Origin of the sequence: Paenibacillus sp. PvP094 (assembly GCF_040546835.1) — a bacterium.
Classification (GTDB): domain Bacteria; phylum Bacillota; class Bacilli; order Paenibacillales; family Paenibacillaceae; genus Paenibacillus; species Paenibacillus illinoisensis.
Genome location: NZ_JBEPOM010000001.1, coordinates 1047952 through 1065717, shown reverse-complemented (window position 1 = coordinate 1065717; position 17766 = coordinate 1047952). Strand labels below are relative to the sequence as shown.

General features: G+C 47.3%; 16 protein-coding genes. 10 read left to right on the top strand and 6 right to left on the bottom strand.

Annotation, left to right across the window (positions count from 1 at the left end; genetic code table 11):
* Window positions 1-28: 28 nt before the first annotated feature.
* From ABIC22_RS05085 to ABIC22_RS05070, 4 genes are all read left to right on the top strand, one after another.
* Window positions 29-805, top strand: a complete 777-nt coding sequence (locus tag ABIC22_RS05085) for a hypothetical protein (RefSeq protein WP_354478927.1) — start codon at window positions 29-31, stop codon at window positions 803-805.
* A 178-nt stretch (window positions 806-983) separates the two neighbouring features.
* Window positions 984-2273, top strand: coding sequence for a galactokinase (locus ABIC22_RS05080; RefSeq protein ID WP_354478924.1), 1290 nt, complete (start codon window positions 984-986; stop codon window positions 2271-2273).
* Window positions 2274-2563: 290 nt separating this feature from the next.
* Window positions 2564-2848 carry a hypothetical protein gene (locus tag ABIC22_RS05075; protein WP_354478921.1) on the top strand — a complete coding sequence of 95 codons (285 nt, stop codon included), beginning with the start codon at window positions 2564-2566 and terminating at the stop codon, window positions 2846-2848.
* Between the two features lie 76 nt (window positions 2849-2924).
* Complete coding sequence (locus tag ABIC22_RS05070) at window positions 2925-3206, top strand: hypothetical protein (protein ID WP_354478918.1); 282 nt, start codon at window positions 2925-2927, stop codon at window positions 3204-3206.
* A 57-nt stretch (window positions 3207-3263) separates the two neighbouring features.
* On the opposite strand, the gene ABIC22_RS05065 is transcribed toward ABIC22_RS05070, so the two are convergent.
* The 3 genes from ABIC22_RS05065 to ABIC22_RS05055 form a co-directional block, all read right to left on the bottom strand.
* A complete protein-coding gene (locus tag ABIC22_RS05065; RefSeq protein WP_354478915.1) occupies window positions 3264-3440 on the bottom strand; it encodes a hypothetical protein in 177 nt (58 codons plus the stop codon).
* A 381-nt stretch (window positions 3441-3821) separates the two neighbouring features.
* The gene (locus ABIC22_RS05060) at window positions 3822-4364 is read right to left on the bottom strand and encodes a hypothetical protein (protein ID WP_354478912.1); all 543 of its coding nucleotides are present in this window, start codon (window positions 4362-4364) and stop codon (window positions 3822-3824) included.
* A gap of 345 nt (window positions 4365-4709) precedes the next feature.
* The gene (locus ABIC22_RS05055) at window positions 4710-4988 is read right to left on the bottom strand and encodes a hypothetical protein (protein ID WP_354478909.1); all 279 of its coding nucleotides are present in this window, start codon (window positions 4986-4988) and stop codon (window positions 4710-4712) included.
* A gap of 150 nt (window positions 4989-5138) precedes the next feature.
* Between ABIC22_RS05055 and ABIC22_RS05050 the strand changes: the two genes are divergently transcribed.
* Entirely contained in the window at window positions 5139-5501 is a 363-nt protein-coding gene (locus ABIC22_RS05050; protein ID WP_354478906.1) for a hypothetical protein, read from the top strand.
* Window positions 5502-6110: 609 nt separating this feature from the next.
* Here the strand turns inward: ABIC22_RS05050 and ABIC22_RS05045 are convergent.
* From ABIC22_RS05045 to ABIC22_RS05035, 3 genes are read right to left on the bottom strand one after another with little or no spacing between them, the layout of a single operon-like run.
* Window positions 6111-7274, bottom strand: a complete 1164-nt coding sequence (locus ABIC22_RS05045; protein ID WP_354478904.1) for a Ger(x)C family spore germination protein — start codon at window positions 7272-7274, stop codon at window positions 6111-6113.
* Window positions 7271-8773 carry a spore germination protein gene (locus ABIC22_RS05040; protein ID WP_127538489.1) on the bottom strand — a complete coding sequence of 501 codons (1503 nt, stop codon included), beginning with the start codon at window positions 8771-8773 and terminating at the stop codon, window positions 7271-7273. The genes ABIC22_RS05045 and ABIC22_RS05040 overlap by 4 nt, the downstream gene beginning before the upstream one ends.
* Complete coding sequence (locus tag ABIC22_RS05035) at window positions 8730-9866, bottom strand: GerAB/ArcD/ProY family transporter (RefSeq protein WP_354478901.1); 1137 nt, start codon at window positions 9864-9866, stop codon at window positions 8730-8732. Before ABIC22_RS05035 ends, ABIC22_RS05040 begins: the two co-directional genes overlap by 44 nt.
* 276 nt (window positions 9867-10142) lie before the next feature.
* Between ABIC22_RS05035 and ABIC22_RS05030 the strand changes: the two genes are divergently transcribed.
* From ABIC22_RS05030 to ABIC22_RS05010, 5 genes are all read left to right on the top strand, one after another.
* Window positions 10143-12158, top strand: a complete 2016-nt coding sequence (locus ABIC22_RS05030; RefSeq protein WP_354478898.1) for an alpha-amylase family protein — start codon at window positions 10143-10145, stop codon at window positions 12156-12158.
* Between the two features lie 4 nt (window positions 12159-12162).
* Window positions 12163-13116 (top strand): ABC transporter permease, encoded by a 954-nt coding sequence (locus ABIC22_RS05025; protein ID WP_095288712.1) that lies wholly within the window; start codon window positions 12163-12165, stop codon window positions 13114-13116.
* A gap of 39 nt (window positions 13117-13155) precedes the next feature.
* The gene (locus ABIC22_RS05020; RefSeq protein ID WP_095288713.1) at window positions 13156-14037 is read left to right on the top strand and encodes a carbohydrate ABC transporter permease; all 882 of its coding nucleotides are present in this window, start codon (window positions 13156-13158) and stop codon (window positions 14035-14037) included.
* Between the two features lie 78 nt (window positions 14038-14115).
* Window positions 14116-15648 carry an extracellular solute-binding protein gene (locus tag ABIC22_RS05015; RefSeq protein WP_354478894.1) on the top strand — a complete coding sequence of 511 codons (1533 nt, stop codon included), beginning with the start codon at window positions 14116-14118 and terminating at the stop codon, window positions 15646-15648.
* A gap of 18 nt (window positions 15649-15666) precedes the next feature.
* Window positions 15667-17748 carry an alpha-amylase family protein gene (locus ABIC22_RS05010; RefSeq protein ID WP_354478891.1) on the top strand — a complete coding sequence of 694 codons (2082 nt, stop codon included), beginning with the start codon at window positions 15667-15669 and terminating at the stop codon, window positions 17746-17748.
* Window positions 17749-17766: the final 18 nt, after the last annotated feature.

The following is a 17766-nucleotide window of genomic DNA, read 5'->3' as shown; positions in this document are numbered from 1 at the left end:
TGTCAAAAGATGAAAGGAGATTTAATCGGTGAAAAAGGAAATAGCAGTATGGTTACTGATGGGTGCGTTTTTGGTTGCAGGATGTGAGGCCGACTCTACAGGATCTAATCCGCCAGAGCAATCAGACTTGCCAAGCCGTCAGGTAACAACTCAGCCAGAGCAAGAAATGAATCCAACATTACATTGGCTCGGATCGTCGGAGGGTGAACAAGTAAAACTCTATGATAATCGGGAAGCAAAAGAAGATTCACACCATATATTCACTCTAGAGATCAATGGAAATACCAAAGACTTTGATTGGTACTATCTTGGGGATATGGGAACCGACCCACAGGTACATTATACAGATCTTACGGGGGACGGTAAGGAAGAAGCTGTGGTTATTATCCAGACTGGGAGAGGGACAGGCTTAAATAATTACGATATCCATGTCGTGAGCGCCGATGATTTCTCCGAAATTAAAGTGCAGAGCTACGAAGACATCGTAGCGAATTACATTGAATCGCATGTTAAGAAGAACGGGGATGGCACGTTAGGGATTGCAGTAGAAGCACAAGGACAAGCCTATAACTTCGATTATGATTTCGATCCAGCTCCAGATTACGATCAAGATGAGCTTGGTTTTGGCGGTGTAACAATCTACAGGCTGGAGAATCAGAAAATTAAATTAAATCTTCCCGGATCTGTTGGCATATCTCCGACATATGTATGTGATTTTAATGTGACCTACACATATGACGAGGCCAAGAACGAGTTCATCGTTGATCAGATTGAAGTTGAACCTGTTGAAAATACAAAAGATTAACCCTATCGCATGACACATCCAATACATTTCATAAAACGTTTACAAACTTTCAATTCTGCCCTACCTTTTCAGGAGCGAAGCTGAGATAATGGGAGAGGAATATGGCTAAGAAACCAAAGGCAAAACATTCTTCACCCACAGCATAAATAAACGCTACATACCCATAGGAGGAGTAGAGATGACGACACAACCATTACAACTGATCCAGTCCGCAGAAGGCCAAGCATTGCTCGCTCAAATGTACGGACAGCAGCAGGTCGAGGAACAGACTGCACGTTACACGAAGCTGAATGCTACTTTTGAAGAGTACTTTGGTGTACAAGAGGGCAGCAAATGGTTTAGCGCAGCAGGACGCAGTGAGATTGGTGGTAATCATACGGACCATAACCATGGCAAGGTACTGGCAGGCAGCATTACACTGGATACGATTGCAGTGGCGGCACCAACCGCGGAATCCGTAATTACCTTTTATTCGGAAGGTTATGACAAGAAATATGTAATCGATCTCACAGATCTGACGCCGAAGGCAGAAGACGACGGTACGACGGCGTTGATTCGCGGTATGGCTGCGGGATTCGGAGAGTTTGGATACAAGGTGGGCGGCTTCCAGGCCTACATCTCCAGTAACGTGTTCTCGGCATCGGGTCTAAGCTCGTCGGCTTCCTTCGAGATGCTGATCTGTACAATTCTGAATCATTTCTACAACGAAGGAACGCTGGATGTTGTGGTGATGTCCAAGATCGGTCAGTATGCGGAAAACCAATATTGGAATAAACCTTCCGGTCTGCTGGATCAGATGGCTTGTGCTTATGGTGGTCTGATTGCAATTGATTTTGCGAACCCGGCTGAGCCAGTCATTGAACCTGTGCAATGGGATTTCCAACAGAATGGCTACTCCCTGGTGATTGTAAATACAGGCGGAAACCACGCCGATCTGACCGAAGATTACGCTGCCGTGCCGTATGAGATGAGAGCGGTTGCTCAGGCGCTGGGCCAAGAGTATGTTCGGGAGATTACAGCCGAGAATATCTACGCGAACCTCAAGCAGGTACGTGAAGCTGCGGGAGATCGTGCGGTGCTGCGTGCACTTCATTTCCTGGAGGAGAATAACCGGGTAGATGGCCAGGTGCAGGCGCTGCGGGATGGACGTTTTGCGGACTTCCTGAATTTGATTACAGCGTCAGGGAACTCGTCCTGGAAGTGGCTCCAGAATGTATATCAGAGTGGTTCTGTGAAGGAGCAGGAGATTGGGATTGCGCTTGCCCTGACCGAAAACTATCTGCAAAACCTGGGCGATGGTGCCTGCCGTATCCACGGTGGTGGATTCGCAGGGGTAATCCTCACTATCCTTCCAAACGACAAAGTCGATGAGTATATGTCCTGGATGCATGGCATGCTAGAAACACCAATTATTGTCGTGAATGTGCGTGCACAGGGAGCAGTATGCCTGAATGAATTGATCGGCTAGGTGTATAAAGTCATTCTTGCATTAATTTTATGGGTAACGTGTGACGTTTCGAACATAAATGATTGTTGAACGTGAATAAACGAATCAGAAGAATAAATAAATGTTTAACCAAAGTCCGGGCATGCCCGGGCTTTTTGGTTTATTTTAATTTTGACTAAAGTCCAAACTTTGAAAATGATTTACGTGTTGATTAGGTAGAGGGTTAGAAGTCGCGGGCTGTTGCTTGGATGGGACTTAACATGTAACAGAGGAATATTTCAGTACGTTTTGACAAGGGGAGGGTATGATGGATGACTACAACCACAGTGGCAGCAGAGCTTGAAGAGGAACAATTATATGAAGAGTTGAGGCGTGAACTGGAAGATGTGGAGGATGGCGAGCAGCGGCAAAGAGTCCTGAACCGAATGATCAGACAGCTCAAGTTTGCCAAATGGCGAAAAGGACGAATGCATAAGTTCGACACCTACTTTCAAAATGTAAAACCGGTAACACTTTGGTTTATTTTAGCGACGGGGGCACTTACGCCCGTACTATTGTTTAGCATGTTCATATGGGTGTCGCTGTGGGTGGAATGAGATTGAAGCAGAGAGGGTAATTACCTTGTATAGGGGAGAAGCAAGAGATTGACATCCAGAGACAAGGGAGGTACTTATGTTATTTGCAATTTTTTTTGTTGCCATTATATTCAGTGCTCTGCTGATCGTTCGAATTGAAGAAGGAAGAAGACTGAGAATTGGCGCACTGACGGTCGTGGTGTACTGCATATTGCTGTGTCTGTTACTTGTATTTCAATCGGTTGACCAGGGTGAAGATTTTATGTATCTGGGGTTCTTCAATATAACCTATGGGGCTGCCAAAGTATGGATTAACATTTACGTCATCATTGCGCTTGCAGCATTCTTAACGTATCTGGGCGCGAGCGAAGAGGAGTAGATGTTTTGAAGTTATGGCAGCGGCGAGTGAGATTGTATGTATAGATGTATTTGGATTCTATTTCTTTTGATCAAGAATCTCTTTGGGAACAATCGCATTCTGCACTTCAAAAGTATCATAATTGACGAGAATCGTGATCTCCGTATTTTTATTATTCTTTACATGTCCGCTCAAACTCACATTATGACTCAGGTCAGCGGGAAGGAATTTGTGATCTGTGAACTTTACCTCCACACCATAGTTCTCCTTAAGATAGGTGAGACTCACTTGCTGGGCTTTCTCTAAAGTTTCCTTTTGCTCATTAGACATACAGCCGGAAAATAAAAAAATGCATATAAATAAGAAAGAAAAAGTAAGATATTTTTTTATGAGCATGTTAACTTGATTACTCCTTGCTGCTATTAATTGAGTAGGATGCTGTTCCTTTCTAAAAAGAAGCTTTAAATTTTCTAATCAAAACTAAAACAGCTCTTCTCCTTCATTAAATAACGATGCAACCCCTTTATATATAACATATTACAATTATATTTGGAATTAATTAGTGTAAAAAAGAGAACCGAAAATCACCAGAATGGAGCATTCCAATGGTTAGCGGTTCTCTGAGTTAACTTTATTTTAGTGTGACCCTTGCGGGTGTTTCTGTTCCAGAGGTTGCACTTGACCTTGCATATACTGGTGATATTCACGGAAACTGCTGATATGATGCAAAGCATCGGTTTTAGATGACTGGATTTTGATCTTACCGTTTCCAGGGTTCTTCTTCATCTCGGTCAGTGCTGATTTGGATCCTTCGATATCACCTGACATGTCCTGAATTCGCTGCAGCAATGCTGGGTGCCCTTCATGCTGAAGCATTTCAGCAAGTGGTCTCATTTCCTCAAGCTTTTGACTGGATCGTTCGAGTGTGGTCATCACCTGATCCCCATCGGTGTGTGCACTCAATGAGACCATTCGGTGAATATGATCTTTTTCCATACGCTCCAGTGCCTCAAGATGAGAAGCCTCAAGTCGCTTGGGGTCATTCCAGCTTTCAACTTGAACCTCTGGTTCATTTTGCTGTGATGCCTGGTTTGCACTATTTCCGTTATTCCCGCATCCCCATAGTAAAGATGAACAGGTCAGGATTGTACAGATTGCAATGATGCTTTTCAAGCTCATGTTGTCACTCCTTCTATTTTTTCCTGAAGGTAGTATGAGCCAACATATATCGAATCATGCCTATTTTGCAGAATTTATTTCCTGAAATTACGCATATCCCCAAGAATTCTGGTAACAACAGCCTACATTAATTCTTTAATGATGGTACTTTGATGTCATCAATTGCAGACTTTTAGCTTATTTTTGCTGACGTATGTTTTCGGTATATGCATCTTGATTTATAATTAATTTATTTGAATAAGAGGAAATTATTACAAATGAACTACATCTAACGGTTACACAAAGAGACCCGATAGTTCTCCGGGTCGATTCTTGCTAAAACAGCTATTTCATTGCAGTGATTCCTTAGGATGAGGGGATTTCCTTTTTTGGGTTACGGCTATCAATAAACCAACCCGGTCCTTCGACACTGAGAACTTCTTGTGTGTCATAGTTATACGAAACTGTAATCCGTTCATCTTCATGTCCCTTTACATAACCGTACAGGTACAGACGCGAATGGTTTGAAGGATCGTCAACATCATGGCTGGTTATAACAAATTCAGCATTGTAATATTGCTTGATGTACTGGGCACTGATAGGCGTAGCGATTTCTACCATTTTTTGTTGATCTGATGTGGACATGGTCGAACATCCTATTACAAATGTAAAAATAAGCAAAAGAACTGCCATGACTAGCTTTATTCTCATTAGGTGTATTACTCCTTTTGTGGTAAAAGGTACAAATATAAATTTAGTTTAGTTGGAATTTTAGCGCCAGACAAGGAGGAAGCGATGCACATCTACAACAACCCAATTTGGCGCTGGACCTTTACACTGTTGTATCCCGCCATTATTTTCATCTTTCAGGGCTGGGGACCAATATTGGAATCATGGACGGGGCCCATTATCTTTGTTGCTTTATTTTGTTTTCTGTGGAGCGGAATCAAGGAGATGTTCATCTCGACTGGAGTAACCTGGTTTGTAGCTATCCCGTGCTGGTGGTATTTTATTGAGCGTCCGGAGCCGTCTTTCGGTGCGGAGAATTTTGCGGCACATTTATGGTTAATTGTCATTATATATATCGTTTTCGTGCTCATTCCTCAGGCGCTGATCCTGACCACTCGTCTAAGGATTATGGAATATTATAAGAAGTGACATCAAAATGGGTAATTACATCAGATTTCTTACAGAATCTTCAATCAACAGATAGCTTTCAACTCGGCACCAGTTGGAAGGCAGCTTCTGCATATCCTTATACAGGACTTACAGTAAGCCATGTCACCGCATGGCACAGTGCTGTTCAACACATGTTTGATTTAAGTAACTCATTTAACGGAGGTTATAACTGGCAATGAATAATTTTCAAAAAATTGTGTCTGTTTTACTGGTGCTGATAACTGTCTTACTGGTACTTATTTATTTTGAAATGAGGCATAACAACAAAGTACAAGACGGCATTCATAATTATTTGTACAATGCAGATTAATCTTCTTGAAACAGAATAAGCTACAGACCTTCTTCCTTAGGAGGTCTTTTTCTTTTGAAGTAAGAATTACTCTTTTTATTTGAGTATGAAATAGTTTTAAACAGTACACAGTTGTGACAAGTGTAACATTAGAATTCGGTGGTGTACCGCTTTGGCTGGTTGAATCAATATACGAATACTCTTTATTATAATGTTCCAATCCTGCTGTTCGGACTGTCATTAAATAAGCCCGCTTGTTCGGTTCTAACCAAACAAGCGGGCTTACTGCTTCTGATTTGCTATACTCTCCTCTGGAATTTTCCCGTATAGGGGATGGTGATCTTGATGTTCAGGTTCTGAATGGAGTCTTCCGTAAGGATCATCTTCGAACCATTATTGGACAGCTTGCGCCACAGGCTTGGATTCTTGCGGTACAGCTTCTCCTCAAGGCCATAGATATCGACACCGCGTTTCAGACCCTGACGGTATGTTTGCATGATCTGATCCCGCAACGTCTTCTCGCTAAAATGAACCATTTCATCATAGGAAATGGGAGTGAGATATTCGTACAAGGCTGTCAAATATTTGGCATCGATATTGAAGTGTACTTCATTCCCCTGAACGACAGGATTAATCTTGATGTTGGGCAGGCCCACACTTAGAACGCCATAGGTGGTTCCGTCTCTCTCAATAATCAGTGGTGCGCGCCGCAAATCCTTGAGCAGCCAGTGGTATCCTGGAATTTTGGGCCGGGGCAAATATTCGAAGTTATTGCCGGTTCTTTCGAAAAAAGCCCCCTCAATCACAAACAGTTCATGTTTCTTTTTGTTCTGCGACCAATGCTCCTTATTCAGTGAAATACATGGCAGATAGGTTGTTGTGGACGGATCGTTATGGGTGGCAATGAGCTTGAAACTGAGCACCGGAGGAAAAAGAGACTCCTCCAGAAAGCTGGGAAGCGGGTTGTGAAGAATGCTGTCCAGCGGCGACATATTGTAGATGGATGTCGCACTCAAAATATTCTCCAGCGGTTCACGAGTGCCATACACCCAAGTGGTATATCGCGATTCCGGGAAGCGTCCGAGCATATCAAACACACCCTTGATATGATTGCTTGTCAGAATGCTTTCGGCCATAACGATTGCCGTCACATGACCCCAGGCAATATGGAGCTGGGCACTGCGAAATAGTTCATTTATAGCCAGGTTCAATGTTTTGCCCGTTGCATGTCCAACCCATATGGGAGGGGGTTCCTCATTTTTGGTTGAGCTCTCACTCTTGGCTACACTGGCAAAGTCCATGGTCTGCACGTACACGTGATACATTCCGTCTTTATAATCGACGCCGATTGCCTTGGCGTAGTCGACCTGCTGGATCTCATAGGCACTCCAGCACCCGCTGGTCACGAAACACAGAGCAAGACTGAGCAGACCTAACGACCAACGGCGTATCTGCCGTTTCATCGATCATTACCATCTTTGCGTGGCTTCTGCGTTTCGAGATACACGGGTCTGCGTTTCATCCAGCCCTTCGGCAGCTTGAATAGGGAAGCGAGGGCCTGTTTGAAATTAAGTGGCGTCAGTGGTGTCAGGTAAGGAATGCCGAATGACTTGAGATCAGTCAGATAGATCAGGAACAGGATAATGGACAGAATGAACCCGTATATGCCAAGGGACGCTCCAAGTACATAACAGAAGAAGCGCAGAATCAGAACCGAACTGGTCATCACCTGATTCACAATCGTTGCCCCGGCGACGACCGTGACGGCAATGACGACAATCATGAGTGGTGAAACCATGCCGGCGCGGATGGCTGAATCCCCGATAATCAATCCACCAACCACGGTTAGTGTCTGACCAATGGCACTGGGAAGCCGTACCCCTGCCTCCCGGAACAGCTCCATCAGAAGCATGATGAGAAACATTTCTACGCCAGATTCCATAGGCAGCCCCATTCGTCCAACCGAGATCGTGGCAACCAGCGGGAAGGGCAGCTGGTCCATATGAAATGAAGTTAGAGCGATATAGAAACCAGGCAGGAATATGGTCACCAATAATCCGATAAAGCGCAGCATGCGGCCCACATTCACCGGCAAAAAGGGGAAGCTGGCATCTTCGGGAGATTTGAGAAGCAGAAACAGATTAACCGGACCGATAATGACACTGGGATTGCCATCAACGATGAGAATAAAGCGGCCATTCAGAAGACATTCTGCTGCAAAATCAGGCCTGCCGGTGTAGTGGGTGACCGGGAACAGCGTAATTTTCGAAGGAGAAATTAATTCTTCCAGCTCGTTGGCGGTCATGACTCGTTCCGTATCAATCTTGCGCAGCCGATTCTGGACATCGTCAATCAGATCGGGGTTGGCAATGTTTTTGATATACATGAGAGCCACTTTGGTCACGGAACGTGAACCAATTAATTCGATGTTACAGGCCAGGTCGGCTGTACGCAGACGTGTACGAATCAAGGCGATGTTCACCGATAGCCGTTCGATAAAGCCATCCCTTGATCCGCGGATGGATACCTCAGTGGTGGATTCTTCCGGTGTACGTGTAGGAATATTGGAGATATCCATGCTCCACATCGTCTGAAGGGAAGGAATGCAGATGAGCATATGCCCCTCGAATACCCGAAGGGACATCAGTTCTGCACCCAGCGTATCCTGCAAATCCATACGGGTCCATTGAAGGGTAATGGATCTCTCAATATCTGAAGTACGAAGGAAGTGCGTACGCTCGTAAGCGCGCGACAATTCAGGAAGAATAATATCGTATATGGATTTGCTGTCCACCATACCGCTGCAATACACGACAATAATCTGTACGGGAGACTCCCCGATCATGTGACTGCTGATGATGACATCATCCGATCCGGCAAAAAACGTCTTCAGGCTATGTTCATTGATTCGAAAGGGCTCAGCCGGTTGATGGTCCTTCTTGGGTGTGGTTGTGATCGGCATGGGCAGGAGCCTCCTTGTCTTTTTTGTGTATGAGCGCGGCCAGAGTCAACAGGACAGTGACAATGGATACGTAGGCGAGCATCACGGGAAACTGAATGTGGCTCACATAATAGTCGACGTAATCAATTCGCCACCACTGTACGGCTATGAAGCACATGATGAAGGTGATGGACAGTACTGCAATGTACCTCTTTCTCGGCCTCCGAAAATCAAGCAGATCCACAATGAGATAGATGGAGATAGCCACTCTGGCAAAAGAACCACTCAGCCACTGATAGATGGATAGGAAGTCTACGTGCTGGAGCAGTTTTCCGATATTCACCAGTTTCCATTGTTCATAAGGAGTATTTCGCTGCTTGGCCGCTTCCTCCGGACCAAATTCAACAATAGCTCCCAAGGTGGGGCCGACCGCCATGGTGAGCATGAATAATCCCAGCAGCAGAATATGCCACCAACGAATTTTGCCTTTCACATCGTGCTGAAACAGCATCAGGATCCAGATCTCCATCAGCCCTGCGAGCGAATAGATCATGCCTTTCATGACAGGACCGGCACCATATTCCATGATCGGAAACAACTGTCCGTAGTCCTTGTATTTCATATTGGCAGACATTACAAAATACCCGAGCAGAATGACAAAGGGGAGCAGGATGCTAGAAGTCATCGCAATGGAGCGGATTCCTTTGGCAGCAGCCCAAGCCGCAACCAACGCGCCGACCCCTGCGAGCACGTAGGGCGGGGTGAATTGCAGATAGGTGGATACCGTCCAGTTCGTTGTCTCATATAAGGTATGCGTGGCAAGTGCGAGCAGCAGAAGAGAGGCTGAAATACGGAAGATCCAGGAAAATACAGCACCGAACTCCCGCGTGATCCAGTCCGTCAGGCGCTGTCCGCGTACCCGGCGAATGATTACGAACATCATACATAGAAACAACATGAAAAAAGGCGCAGCAGCCGCTACAGACAGCCAGCCGTCTCTGCCGGCCTGGTCCAAAATGGCCGGGATAGACAGCACGTGACATACGAGTCCGGCACTGAGCAGAATGATGGAAAAGGACAGCCATATCGTGATTTCACCCTTTTCACGGCTCATGGGAATCCTCCTTTCCGTCCAAGGAAGTTTCCGTTAGCTTGTACAGCATATGGTGATTCGATTCCTCTAATCTGCTTTTTGAAGCAAAACGTTCCATTGCATAACGGTCGGACAATTTTTGTCTCCTTTTCCGATACAATTGCATAATGCTGCACATCTTCTCCGATAGAACGGACATATATTTCCTTCTTCACATCTGCAAAAAATGTCCCTACTGTGCCTGCTGCCCAAGGTATACCGTTAAGGTACATCGCAGACAAAAGGAGGATGATGCGAATGAACTGGTGGTCTTCCAACCGCCTTCGCCTGATTCAAAACAATCTCCGCGAGATTGATGCGGACATGAATGTGGACCTGTTGATGGAGGAGCTGCAGGAGTTTCAAGCCAACGTGCTAATGATGAATGTGGGAGGGATTTTTGCCTTTTATCCATCTGCACTGGAGCATCAATATGTCACACCTTATCTTCATACCGATTTATTACAAGAAGCTGTATCGAAGGCCCATGCGCTCGGAATGAAATTTATTGCCCGCTTCGATTTCAGCAAAGCGCACGAATCACTGTTTGAGGCACATCCGGAATGGTTTTATCGTGACCTTTACGGACAGGAAGTGAACTATTACGGCATCGTGCATACGTGTCTGAATGGGGATTATCAGCAGGAAAAGTCGATCGAGACGATTACGGAGGTGCTTGAGAAGTATCCGGTGGACGGCATTTTCTTCAATATGTTCGGATACCAGCATTGGGATTACAGCGGCAACCATTATGGACCTTGTTATTGCGACAACTGCAGGCGTCGTTTTCAGGAGATCTGCGGGGCTGAACTGCTGGACTATACCGGTCCGGAGCATGCACTGCATACAGCGTATCTTCATTTTCAGGAGTTAACCTCCCGAGGGATTTTGAGCAAAATTCATCACAGGCTGAAGTCCCGCTGGCCGGATATAGCCATAAGCACCTACCACCCGCACAGGGTTGACATCATTCGCAAGGAATCGAATACATCGCTAACCCGAAGCTTGCCTTTATGGCAGTATTCCGCCTCAGAGAATGTGGCCTCCGTAGTGAGCAGCTGGGACGATAAGATAGTCAGCAATTGCAGCATTAATGCCATCGATCTGACCTATCGGTTCACCGGGGTCTCGCCCCATGAGACGGAAATAAGGTTATATCAGAACATCGCCAGCGGCTCCGGGCTTGATTTCTGTATTATAGGAGCCTTCGAGGGATATCCGGATCGGAAGAATTTTGAAGTAGCCCGGGACATTTTCCGATATCATGCAGCACATGAACATATCTATGGAAGTCTTGCTTCCATGGCTGAAGTCATTTTGATTAAACCAAAGGCACCAGAGGCCGGGACTGAATATTTGGGTCTGTTCAAAATGTTAAAAGAAGCCCATGTCCTGTTCGATGTCATTGTAGAAGACCAGATTACCGCCATGGCACATAAGCTGGCCGCAGTGAAAGCAGTCATCTTGCCTGGTTTGCAAAGACCCCACATCAATACCAAGGAAACGCTGGATCAATTGCTAAGCCAAGGGGTAACGCTGCTCGCTACGGGAAATGCCCTAAGAGAGGATGCAGATGCATTATCAGACTGGTTCGGAGCTGTGCATACAGGGAATACCAACTTGCTTCCCTCTGCCTATCTTCAAGTGGCCGATGCCGATCACTTCCCCAGCTTGAAGGACCGGGAATGGATCACGGTTAGTGGTAGTTTTGATCACGTGAAATTTGACCCTTCGAATACCGAACGCTGCATGTCCTATATTAAACCTGCATCTTTTGGCCCGCCGGAACGGGCGTATGGACACCAAGTGGGCGAAAGTTACGGACTGGGGATCTCCCATCCGGCAAATGGTGGTACAGCCGCCTATTACACATGGAACCCGGGCGTTCTGTATTACAGACACGGCTTCGAAGACCACAAGCATGCCGTGATGGATGTTCTGGCCCGGTTAACCGGGGAGAGCCTGGTGAAGAACGATCTGCCTGCCAGTACGGAGTTATTCCTGAATCGGACAGAACAAGGGCATGTGCTTCTCCAGCTCCTGAACTTGTCCGGCTTCAACGGAACGACATACATGGAAGCGATATCGCTATACAATCGCACGATTGAGTTTCGCGATATAGGAGTACCTGTTCGGGCGTACTCATTACATTCGACGGAGACACTTCCCATCCAGGCCGAGGGAAACAAAGTCAGACTAACCATTCCCGAACTAAAGCGGTATGAAGCCATTGTACTCGAGATGGAACATGTCCCGAAGAAAGAGGTGACGTAACCGAATGAAACCCCAGATAACGACGGTGAATCGTGCCACGGGCAAGCTGCAATCGGGCAGCCTTCTGTCACGAATGTATAAACACCGGATGATCTATTTGCTTATTTTGCCGGGGCTGCTGTATTTCCTGCTGTTCAAGATTGTACCTCTCTGGGGGCTGCTGCTGGCATTTCAGGATTACAATCCCTTCCTCGGTTTTACGGGAAGTGAATGGGTGGGATTCAAGCATTTTAATGAGCTGTTTGCCAGCTCCAACTTCTACATCATGCTGCGTAATACGCTCGCCATTAATCTGATCGCACTGGTATTCCATTTTCCGCTGCCGATTCTGCTGGCCCTAATGTTAAACGAGATTCGGCATGAGACGTTTAAACGCATCAACCAGTCGATTGTGTATTTACCGCATTTTCTGTCCTGGGTCGTCGTTGCCAGCATGACGTTTTTTCTGCTCTCGACGGACGTCGGCATTGTGAACAAGCTGATTGCACAGAGCGGCAAGGATACGATTTCGTTTCTATCGGAACCGAATTATTTCTGGGGGCTGCTTACGGCTCAGAGCATGTGGAAGGAAGCCGGCTGGGGAACGATCATTTTCCTCGCGGCCATGGCGGGAGTGGACCCTCAGCGGTATGAGGCTGCCGTTGTTGACGGAGCCGGACGGTTCCGGCAAATCTGGCATATTACGCTGCCTGCCATCCGGCCGACCATTATCATTTTGCTGATCCTGCGCCTCGGCAGCATGGCCGATACCGGATTTGAACAAATTTTGCTGATGATGAATCCGCTCGTTCGTTCAGTTGGAGAGGTATTTGATACGTATTCCTATACGTACGGGATATTGCAAGGCAAGATCAGCATTGGGGTTACTGTGGGGCTGTTCAAGGGACTGGTTGGATTGTTCCTGATTGTGGCTGCCAACAAAATTGTAAGAAGACTTGGACATGAAGGCATCTATTAATCCCATGGGTTGGTGGTCTGTCAGAAAGGAGGATAGGTTATGAGCTTTGTTGTGCAGAAAAAAGGGCTTACGCTCTTCGACTGGATCAATTACAGTCTGGTTGCTTTGATCTCACTGGCATGTATATTCCCGTTCTTATATGTCTTCAGCGTTTCGTTTACCGATCCGAAGGTGTATGTGCCGCTCAAGTTTTATCTGTTCCCGGAGAAGTGGTCGCTGGAATCCTACCGGTATATTTTATCAACCAACAGTTTTATCAATGCGTTTAAAAGCACGTTGTTTATTACCGTTGTAGGCACCATACTGAATATTATCGTATCCTTCACCATGGCTTATGGGTTAACCAAACGCTCTCTGCCCGGGCATAAGTGGATTATGGGATTGGTTATTTTCACATTGGTGTTCAGTGCAGGGATTATTCCGAATTATTTGCTCGTGAAAGAGCTGGGATTGTTGAACTCCTATTGGTCCATGATTTTGCCTGGACTGACGAATGCGTGGAGCCTGATTGTGATCAAAAGTTTTCTGGAATCGCTGCCTTCGGAACTGGAGGATGCGGCACAGATCGATGGATGCAGTGATCTCACGGCTTTTTTCCGAATTATTGTACCGTTGTCCATGCCCGCGATCGCCACGTTTACATTATTCTTCGCGGTAGGACACTGGAATGCGTATTTCAATGCCTTGATTTACTTATCCGATTCAAGCAAATGGACGCTGCAGCTGCTCATCAAGACACTCGTTATCGATTCGAATTCCGTTGCTGTAGCTCAGGCCGGGGCCAGTGATGAGAGCGTAGTGCCACAGGAGACGATTCGCATGGCGTCGATCGTACTCGCCATGGTGCCGATTCTGATCGTTTATCCATTTTTGCAAAAGCATTTTGCCAAAGGTGTCATGATTGGCTCAGTCAAAGGTTGAATGCAGCTGAAGTTAAACCATGCTTTATGTATAAATGCAAACGCTTACCGATACTGACGATAAGGGAGATGAAGGCGAATGAACAAGGGGAATAAACGATGGACGACATGGCTCTGCATGTTTCTGGCAGTCATCATGCTGGCGGCTTGTACGGGGAACAATGGTTCAGGTGAAACGGCAGGCAGCACAAATAGCGGAGAATCCGGTGGAAATCAGCCGCTGGACATCAAGATGTTTGCCGGATTGTACAATGAAATTCCCGATATGAACAACGAATACTGGACCGAATGGGAGAAGCGCACCAACGCCAAACTCGATATTGAATGGGTGCCTTCAGGCGATCTGGATACGAAGCTGGATCTGCTGCTCGCTTCCGGTGATCTGCCAGAAGTAGTGGCTTACCAGAATCAGATTCGCCCCACGCTGATAACCGCGATCAAGAACGGTGCATTCTGGGATCTGACACCATTCCTTGGAGATCTCAGCGAATACCCGAACCTGAAGGAGAATCTGGCGCCGGATGCGCTCAAATACCTGTCGGTGGATGGAGGCATTTACGCCGTTCCACGCTCCCGTTCCCGGGTTGATGGCGGACTGAAGATTCGGGAGGATTGGCTGAAGAAGCTGAATCTGCCGATTCCCAAGACATTCGAGGAATATAGAGAAGCCCTGAAGAAAATCGTGGACAGTGATATGGATGGCAACGGCAAGAAAGACACAGTTGGCCTGTTATTCGTCAACAACCCACCTGCCATGTTCCAAGCCGGATTCGGGGCGTATAACCCAACCTATGATAACGATGGCGGGCTGATGAGTCCTGGTTTAACACCACAATATGTGGAGATGGTCGAGTGGTTTCGGGAACTGTACGCCGATGGGCTGCTATCCAAAGAATATGCCGTCATGAAGGAGAGTCAGGCTGAAGAACTATTCAAGACCAACCGGGCGGCTTCTTACGGACGTCCGATCTGGTGGGATCATGAGTGGGAGCAGGCTATGAAAAAATCAGGGCAGCCTGACGCCAAAATTCTGAACTTGTCTCTGACAGGTCCTCATGGAGATGCAGCGGTCGGTCTGGAGACCGGAGTCGCGGGTGGATTCTACATTTCCAAGAAGGTGCCTGAAGAGAAGGTGAAGCAGCTCCTGAAGTATTTTGATCTGACTGCTTCCCAGGAAATGACGGACTTTGCCTACTATGGAATCGAGGGTACGCACTATACGGAACAGGATGGTCAGAAAGTGCTGACGGAGCAAGGCGTCAAGGAAGTGAACACAACGAGTAAAGGAGCAGGTGTGCTCGCCTATGCCAAGTGGGGCAAGGTCATTAGTGCTTCCGGAGACAAAGCCTATAATGACGCCAAAATCAAGGAAGTCGAGAATTTCGACGAAATTGGAAAGATCGATTTCTACCGGGTGATTACCTCGGAGGCCTGGAGAGAGACATGGCCCAAATATGCAGACGAGTACAGCTCCATGTTGACCCGAACGATTGTTGGACAGATCAGTGTCGAAGAATTCAGAGCCTATGTAGACAAGTTGAACAGCCAGCCGGACATCAAGCAGGCTTATCAGGAAATGGCCAAGGCTTATGAGCAGTTTAATCAACAATAACGAGGTAAAGGAGAAGCGATGAAGACTCCCATACTGAGCGATAAGGAACAACGTCCCTGGTGGCAGCAGCCGCTGCGCATCATTCAACCTAACATGCAGGTGAAGGACACCGAGAAGATTGATCCCGAACGGCTTGCGGACCAAATGCTCGAGATGGGTGCCAATGCCATGGTGTTTAATATGGGTGGAATCTATGCCTGGTACCGATCGAGTGTCGCATTTCATGTTCATAATGAATACTTGCCCCGCGGCAGCGATCTGCTGTGGGATATGATCCAGAGCTGTCATCAGCGCGGGATTCGCTTTATTGCCCGCTTCGATTTCAGCAAGGCAGAGGACTCTGTTTATCTGCAGAAACCCCAGTGGTTTGTCCGCAAGGAAGGGGGCCAGCCGGATATTATCGGTCCCACCCGGCCGGGGGCCTGGCCTCTATTGATGTCGACCTGCATTAACGGAGGCTACCGCAACGAAGAACTGGCGGTTCCTGTAATCCGTGAGGCACTGGAACATTATGAGATTGATGGAGTCTTCTTCAACGCACCCGGATATGTATTTTGCCAATGCTCCAATTGTCAGAAGAAATACAAGGGGATGTATGGAAAAGAACTGCCGAGTACTTCAGCAGAGCTCGCGTCTGATTTTGCAGCCCGCTGCTTCGATGATAATCTGGGGCGGATGTATCAGGAGATCAAGGCTGTTCGGCCTGAAGTGCCGATGATCCTGTACTACAATCTGCATCGGGATAATCTGGAGAAACGGGTGTCCATTACCGATATGCTCTGTACTGAACCGCAGGATGTGTTGTCGCTGGGGCACACCCGTATCCCGGAGTTCTGGCAGCCTGCGCTCAGTATCAAGGTGGGGCGTTCCGTTCCAGGTCGCCCTGATCCCTTCGGCATTGTACATTCTTGCCCCGGCATGGACTGGCGGCATACCGGGCTTCCGCCTGCCGAATACCGCTTCTGGCTCTCGCAGATTCCAGCCAATGGGGGTCAGCTCTGGCATTCATTAACCGGAATCCCGGATACGATTACGGATAAGCGGATTTTGCGCACCGTGACAGAGGTCAACAGGGATGCAGCGAAGCTTGCTTACCATATGAACGACGCACAACCCGTGAACCAGGTGGCGCTCATGTGGAGTGCCAATCACTCAGCGGAAGGCTTGGCGGAGGCGCTCATCCATAAACATATTCCCTTCGATGTGATTCTGCCTGAACAGGTGGCCAGCGTGAACCTAAACCAGTATCCGGTCGTTATTTTGCCTGAAGGATTCGCACATTCATCCCATTTTATAGATTTGCTTCGCGATTATGTGAGTCAGGGAGGCAGTCTTATCGCAGAGGGAGAGCTGCCGAAGATGGAAGAACCGACGAATTCGATGCTGATGGACCTGTTTGGTATTTCCGGGGAAATGCAGGAGAGCGAGTATTTGGCTGCATCCTATCTGCGGTTTGAACAGATATCTATCACAGACAACGCAGGGAATCCACTGCAGCGGAAGCTGGAGGAAACGGAACTTATACCGCATCGAGGCAAGGTAATGTACTGTCAGCCCGGGGATACGGATGTGCAGGTGTTGGCAACGCTAGTTCCTCCGTTTTCCCCACTGGAAAGTGTGGGGGCGCCTCCGGAACGGGCCTCACTGGCTGTCAAACAAACCAATCTTCCGCTGGCACTGTTGCGAAGCTTTGGCACGGGGCAGACCTTATATTTTCCATTTTCGCTTAGCGGTCTGATACAGGAATTCAAATTGGAGGAACATTTCCGGTTGTTTGCCAATGCGGTTCATATGCAGCTGAACAATAGAGCTCTGGTATCGATCACGGAAGCACCAGGTTTACAGCTGACTGTTTTCCGCAAGGATAACGACCTGCTGATTCATCTGGTGAACGGGGCAGGTCGCAGACCGCTGTCATCGGTGCTCCCCATACATGATATTGAGATTACAGTTCGTTCAGGGGAGGATCATTCTGCAGGGGACGCTGAAGCGTTAATCGCAGGAACGAAGCTGAGGACAGAGCGTACTGGAAATAAACTAAAAATTAGAGTCCCCACGCTGGACGTTTGGGAGTGTATCCGGGTACCTCTCTTGATATAATGAACCCGAACAGAGACA

Coding starts and splice junctions, on each gene's coding strand:
- ABIC22_RS05040 (WP_127538489.1), bottom strand. CDS start 8,773: ATGCCGATCACAACCACACCCAAGAAGGACCATCAACCGGCTGAGCCC.
- ABIC22_RS05075 (WP_354478921.1), top strand. CDS start 2,564: ATGACTACAACCACAGTGGCAGCAGAGCTTGAAGAGGAACAATTATAT.
- ABIC22_RS05035 (WP_354478901.1), bottom strand. CDS start 9,866: ATGAGCCGTGAAAAGGGTGAAATCACGATATGGCTGTCCTTTTCCATC.
- ABIC22_RS05055 (WP_354478909.1), bottom strand. CDS start 4,988: ATGTCCACATCAGATCAACAAAAAATGGTAGAAATCGCTACGCCTATC.
- ABIC22_RS05020 (WP_095288713.1), top strand. CDS start 13,156: ATGAGCTTTGTTGTGCAGAAAAAAGGGCTTACGCTCTTCGACTGGATC.
- ABIC22_RS05010 (WP_354478891.1), top strand. CDS start 15,667: ATGAAGACTCCCATACTGAGCGATAAGGAACAACGTCCCTGGTGGCAG.
- ABIC22_RS05045 (WP_354478904.1), bottom strand. CDS start 7,274: ATGAAACGGCAGATACGCCGTTGGTCGTTAGGTCTGCTCAGTCTTGCT.
- ABIC22_RS05050 (WP_354478906.1), top strand. CDS start 5,139: ATGCACATCTACAACAACCCAATTTGGCGCTGGACCTTTACACTGTTG.
- ABIC22_RS05025 (WP_095288712.1), top strand. CDS start 12,163: ATGAAACCCCAGATAACGACGGTGAATCGTGCCACGGGCAAGCTGCAA.
- ABIC22_RS05080 (WP_354478924.1), top strand. CDS start 984: ATGACGACACAACCATTACAACTGATCCAGTCCGCAGAAGGCCAAGCA.
- ABIC22_RS05070 (WP_354478918.1), top strand. CDS start 2,925: ATGTTATTTGCAATTTTTTTTGTTGCCATTATATTCAGTGCTCTGCTG.
- ABIC22_RS05060 (WP_354478912.1), bottom strand. CDS start 4,364: ATGAGCTTGAAAAGCATCATTGCAATCTGTACAATCCTGACCTGTTCA.
- ABIC22_RS05030 (WP_354478898.1), top strand. CDS start 10,143: ATGAACTGGTGGTCTTCCAACCGCCTTCGCCTGATTCAAAACAATCTC.
- ABIC22_RS05015 (WP_354478894.1), top strand. CDS start 14,116: ATGAACAAGGGGAATAAACGATGGACGACATGGCTCTGCATGTTTCTG.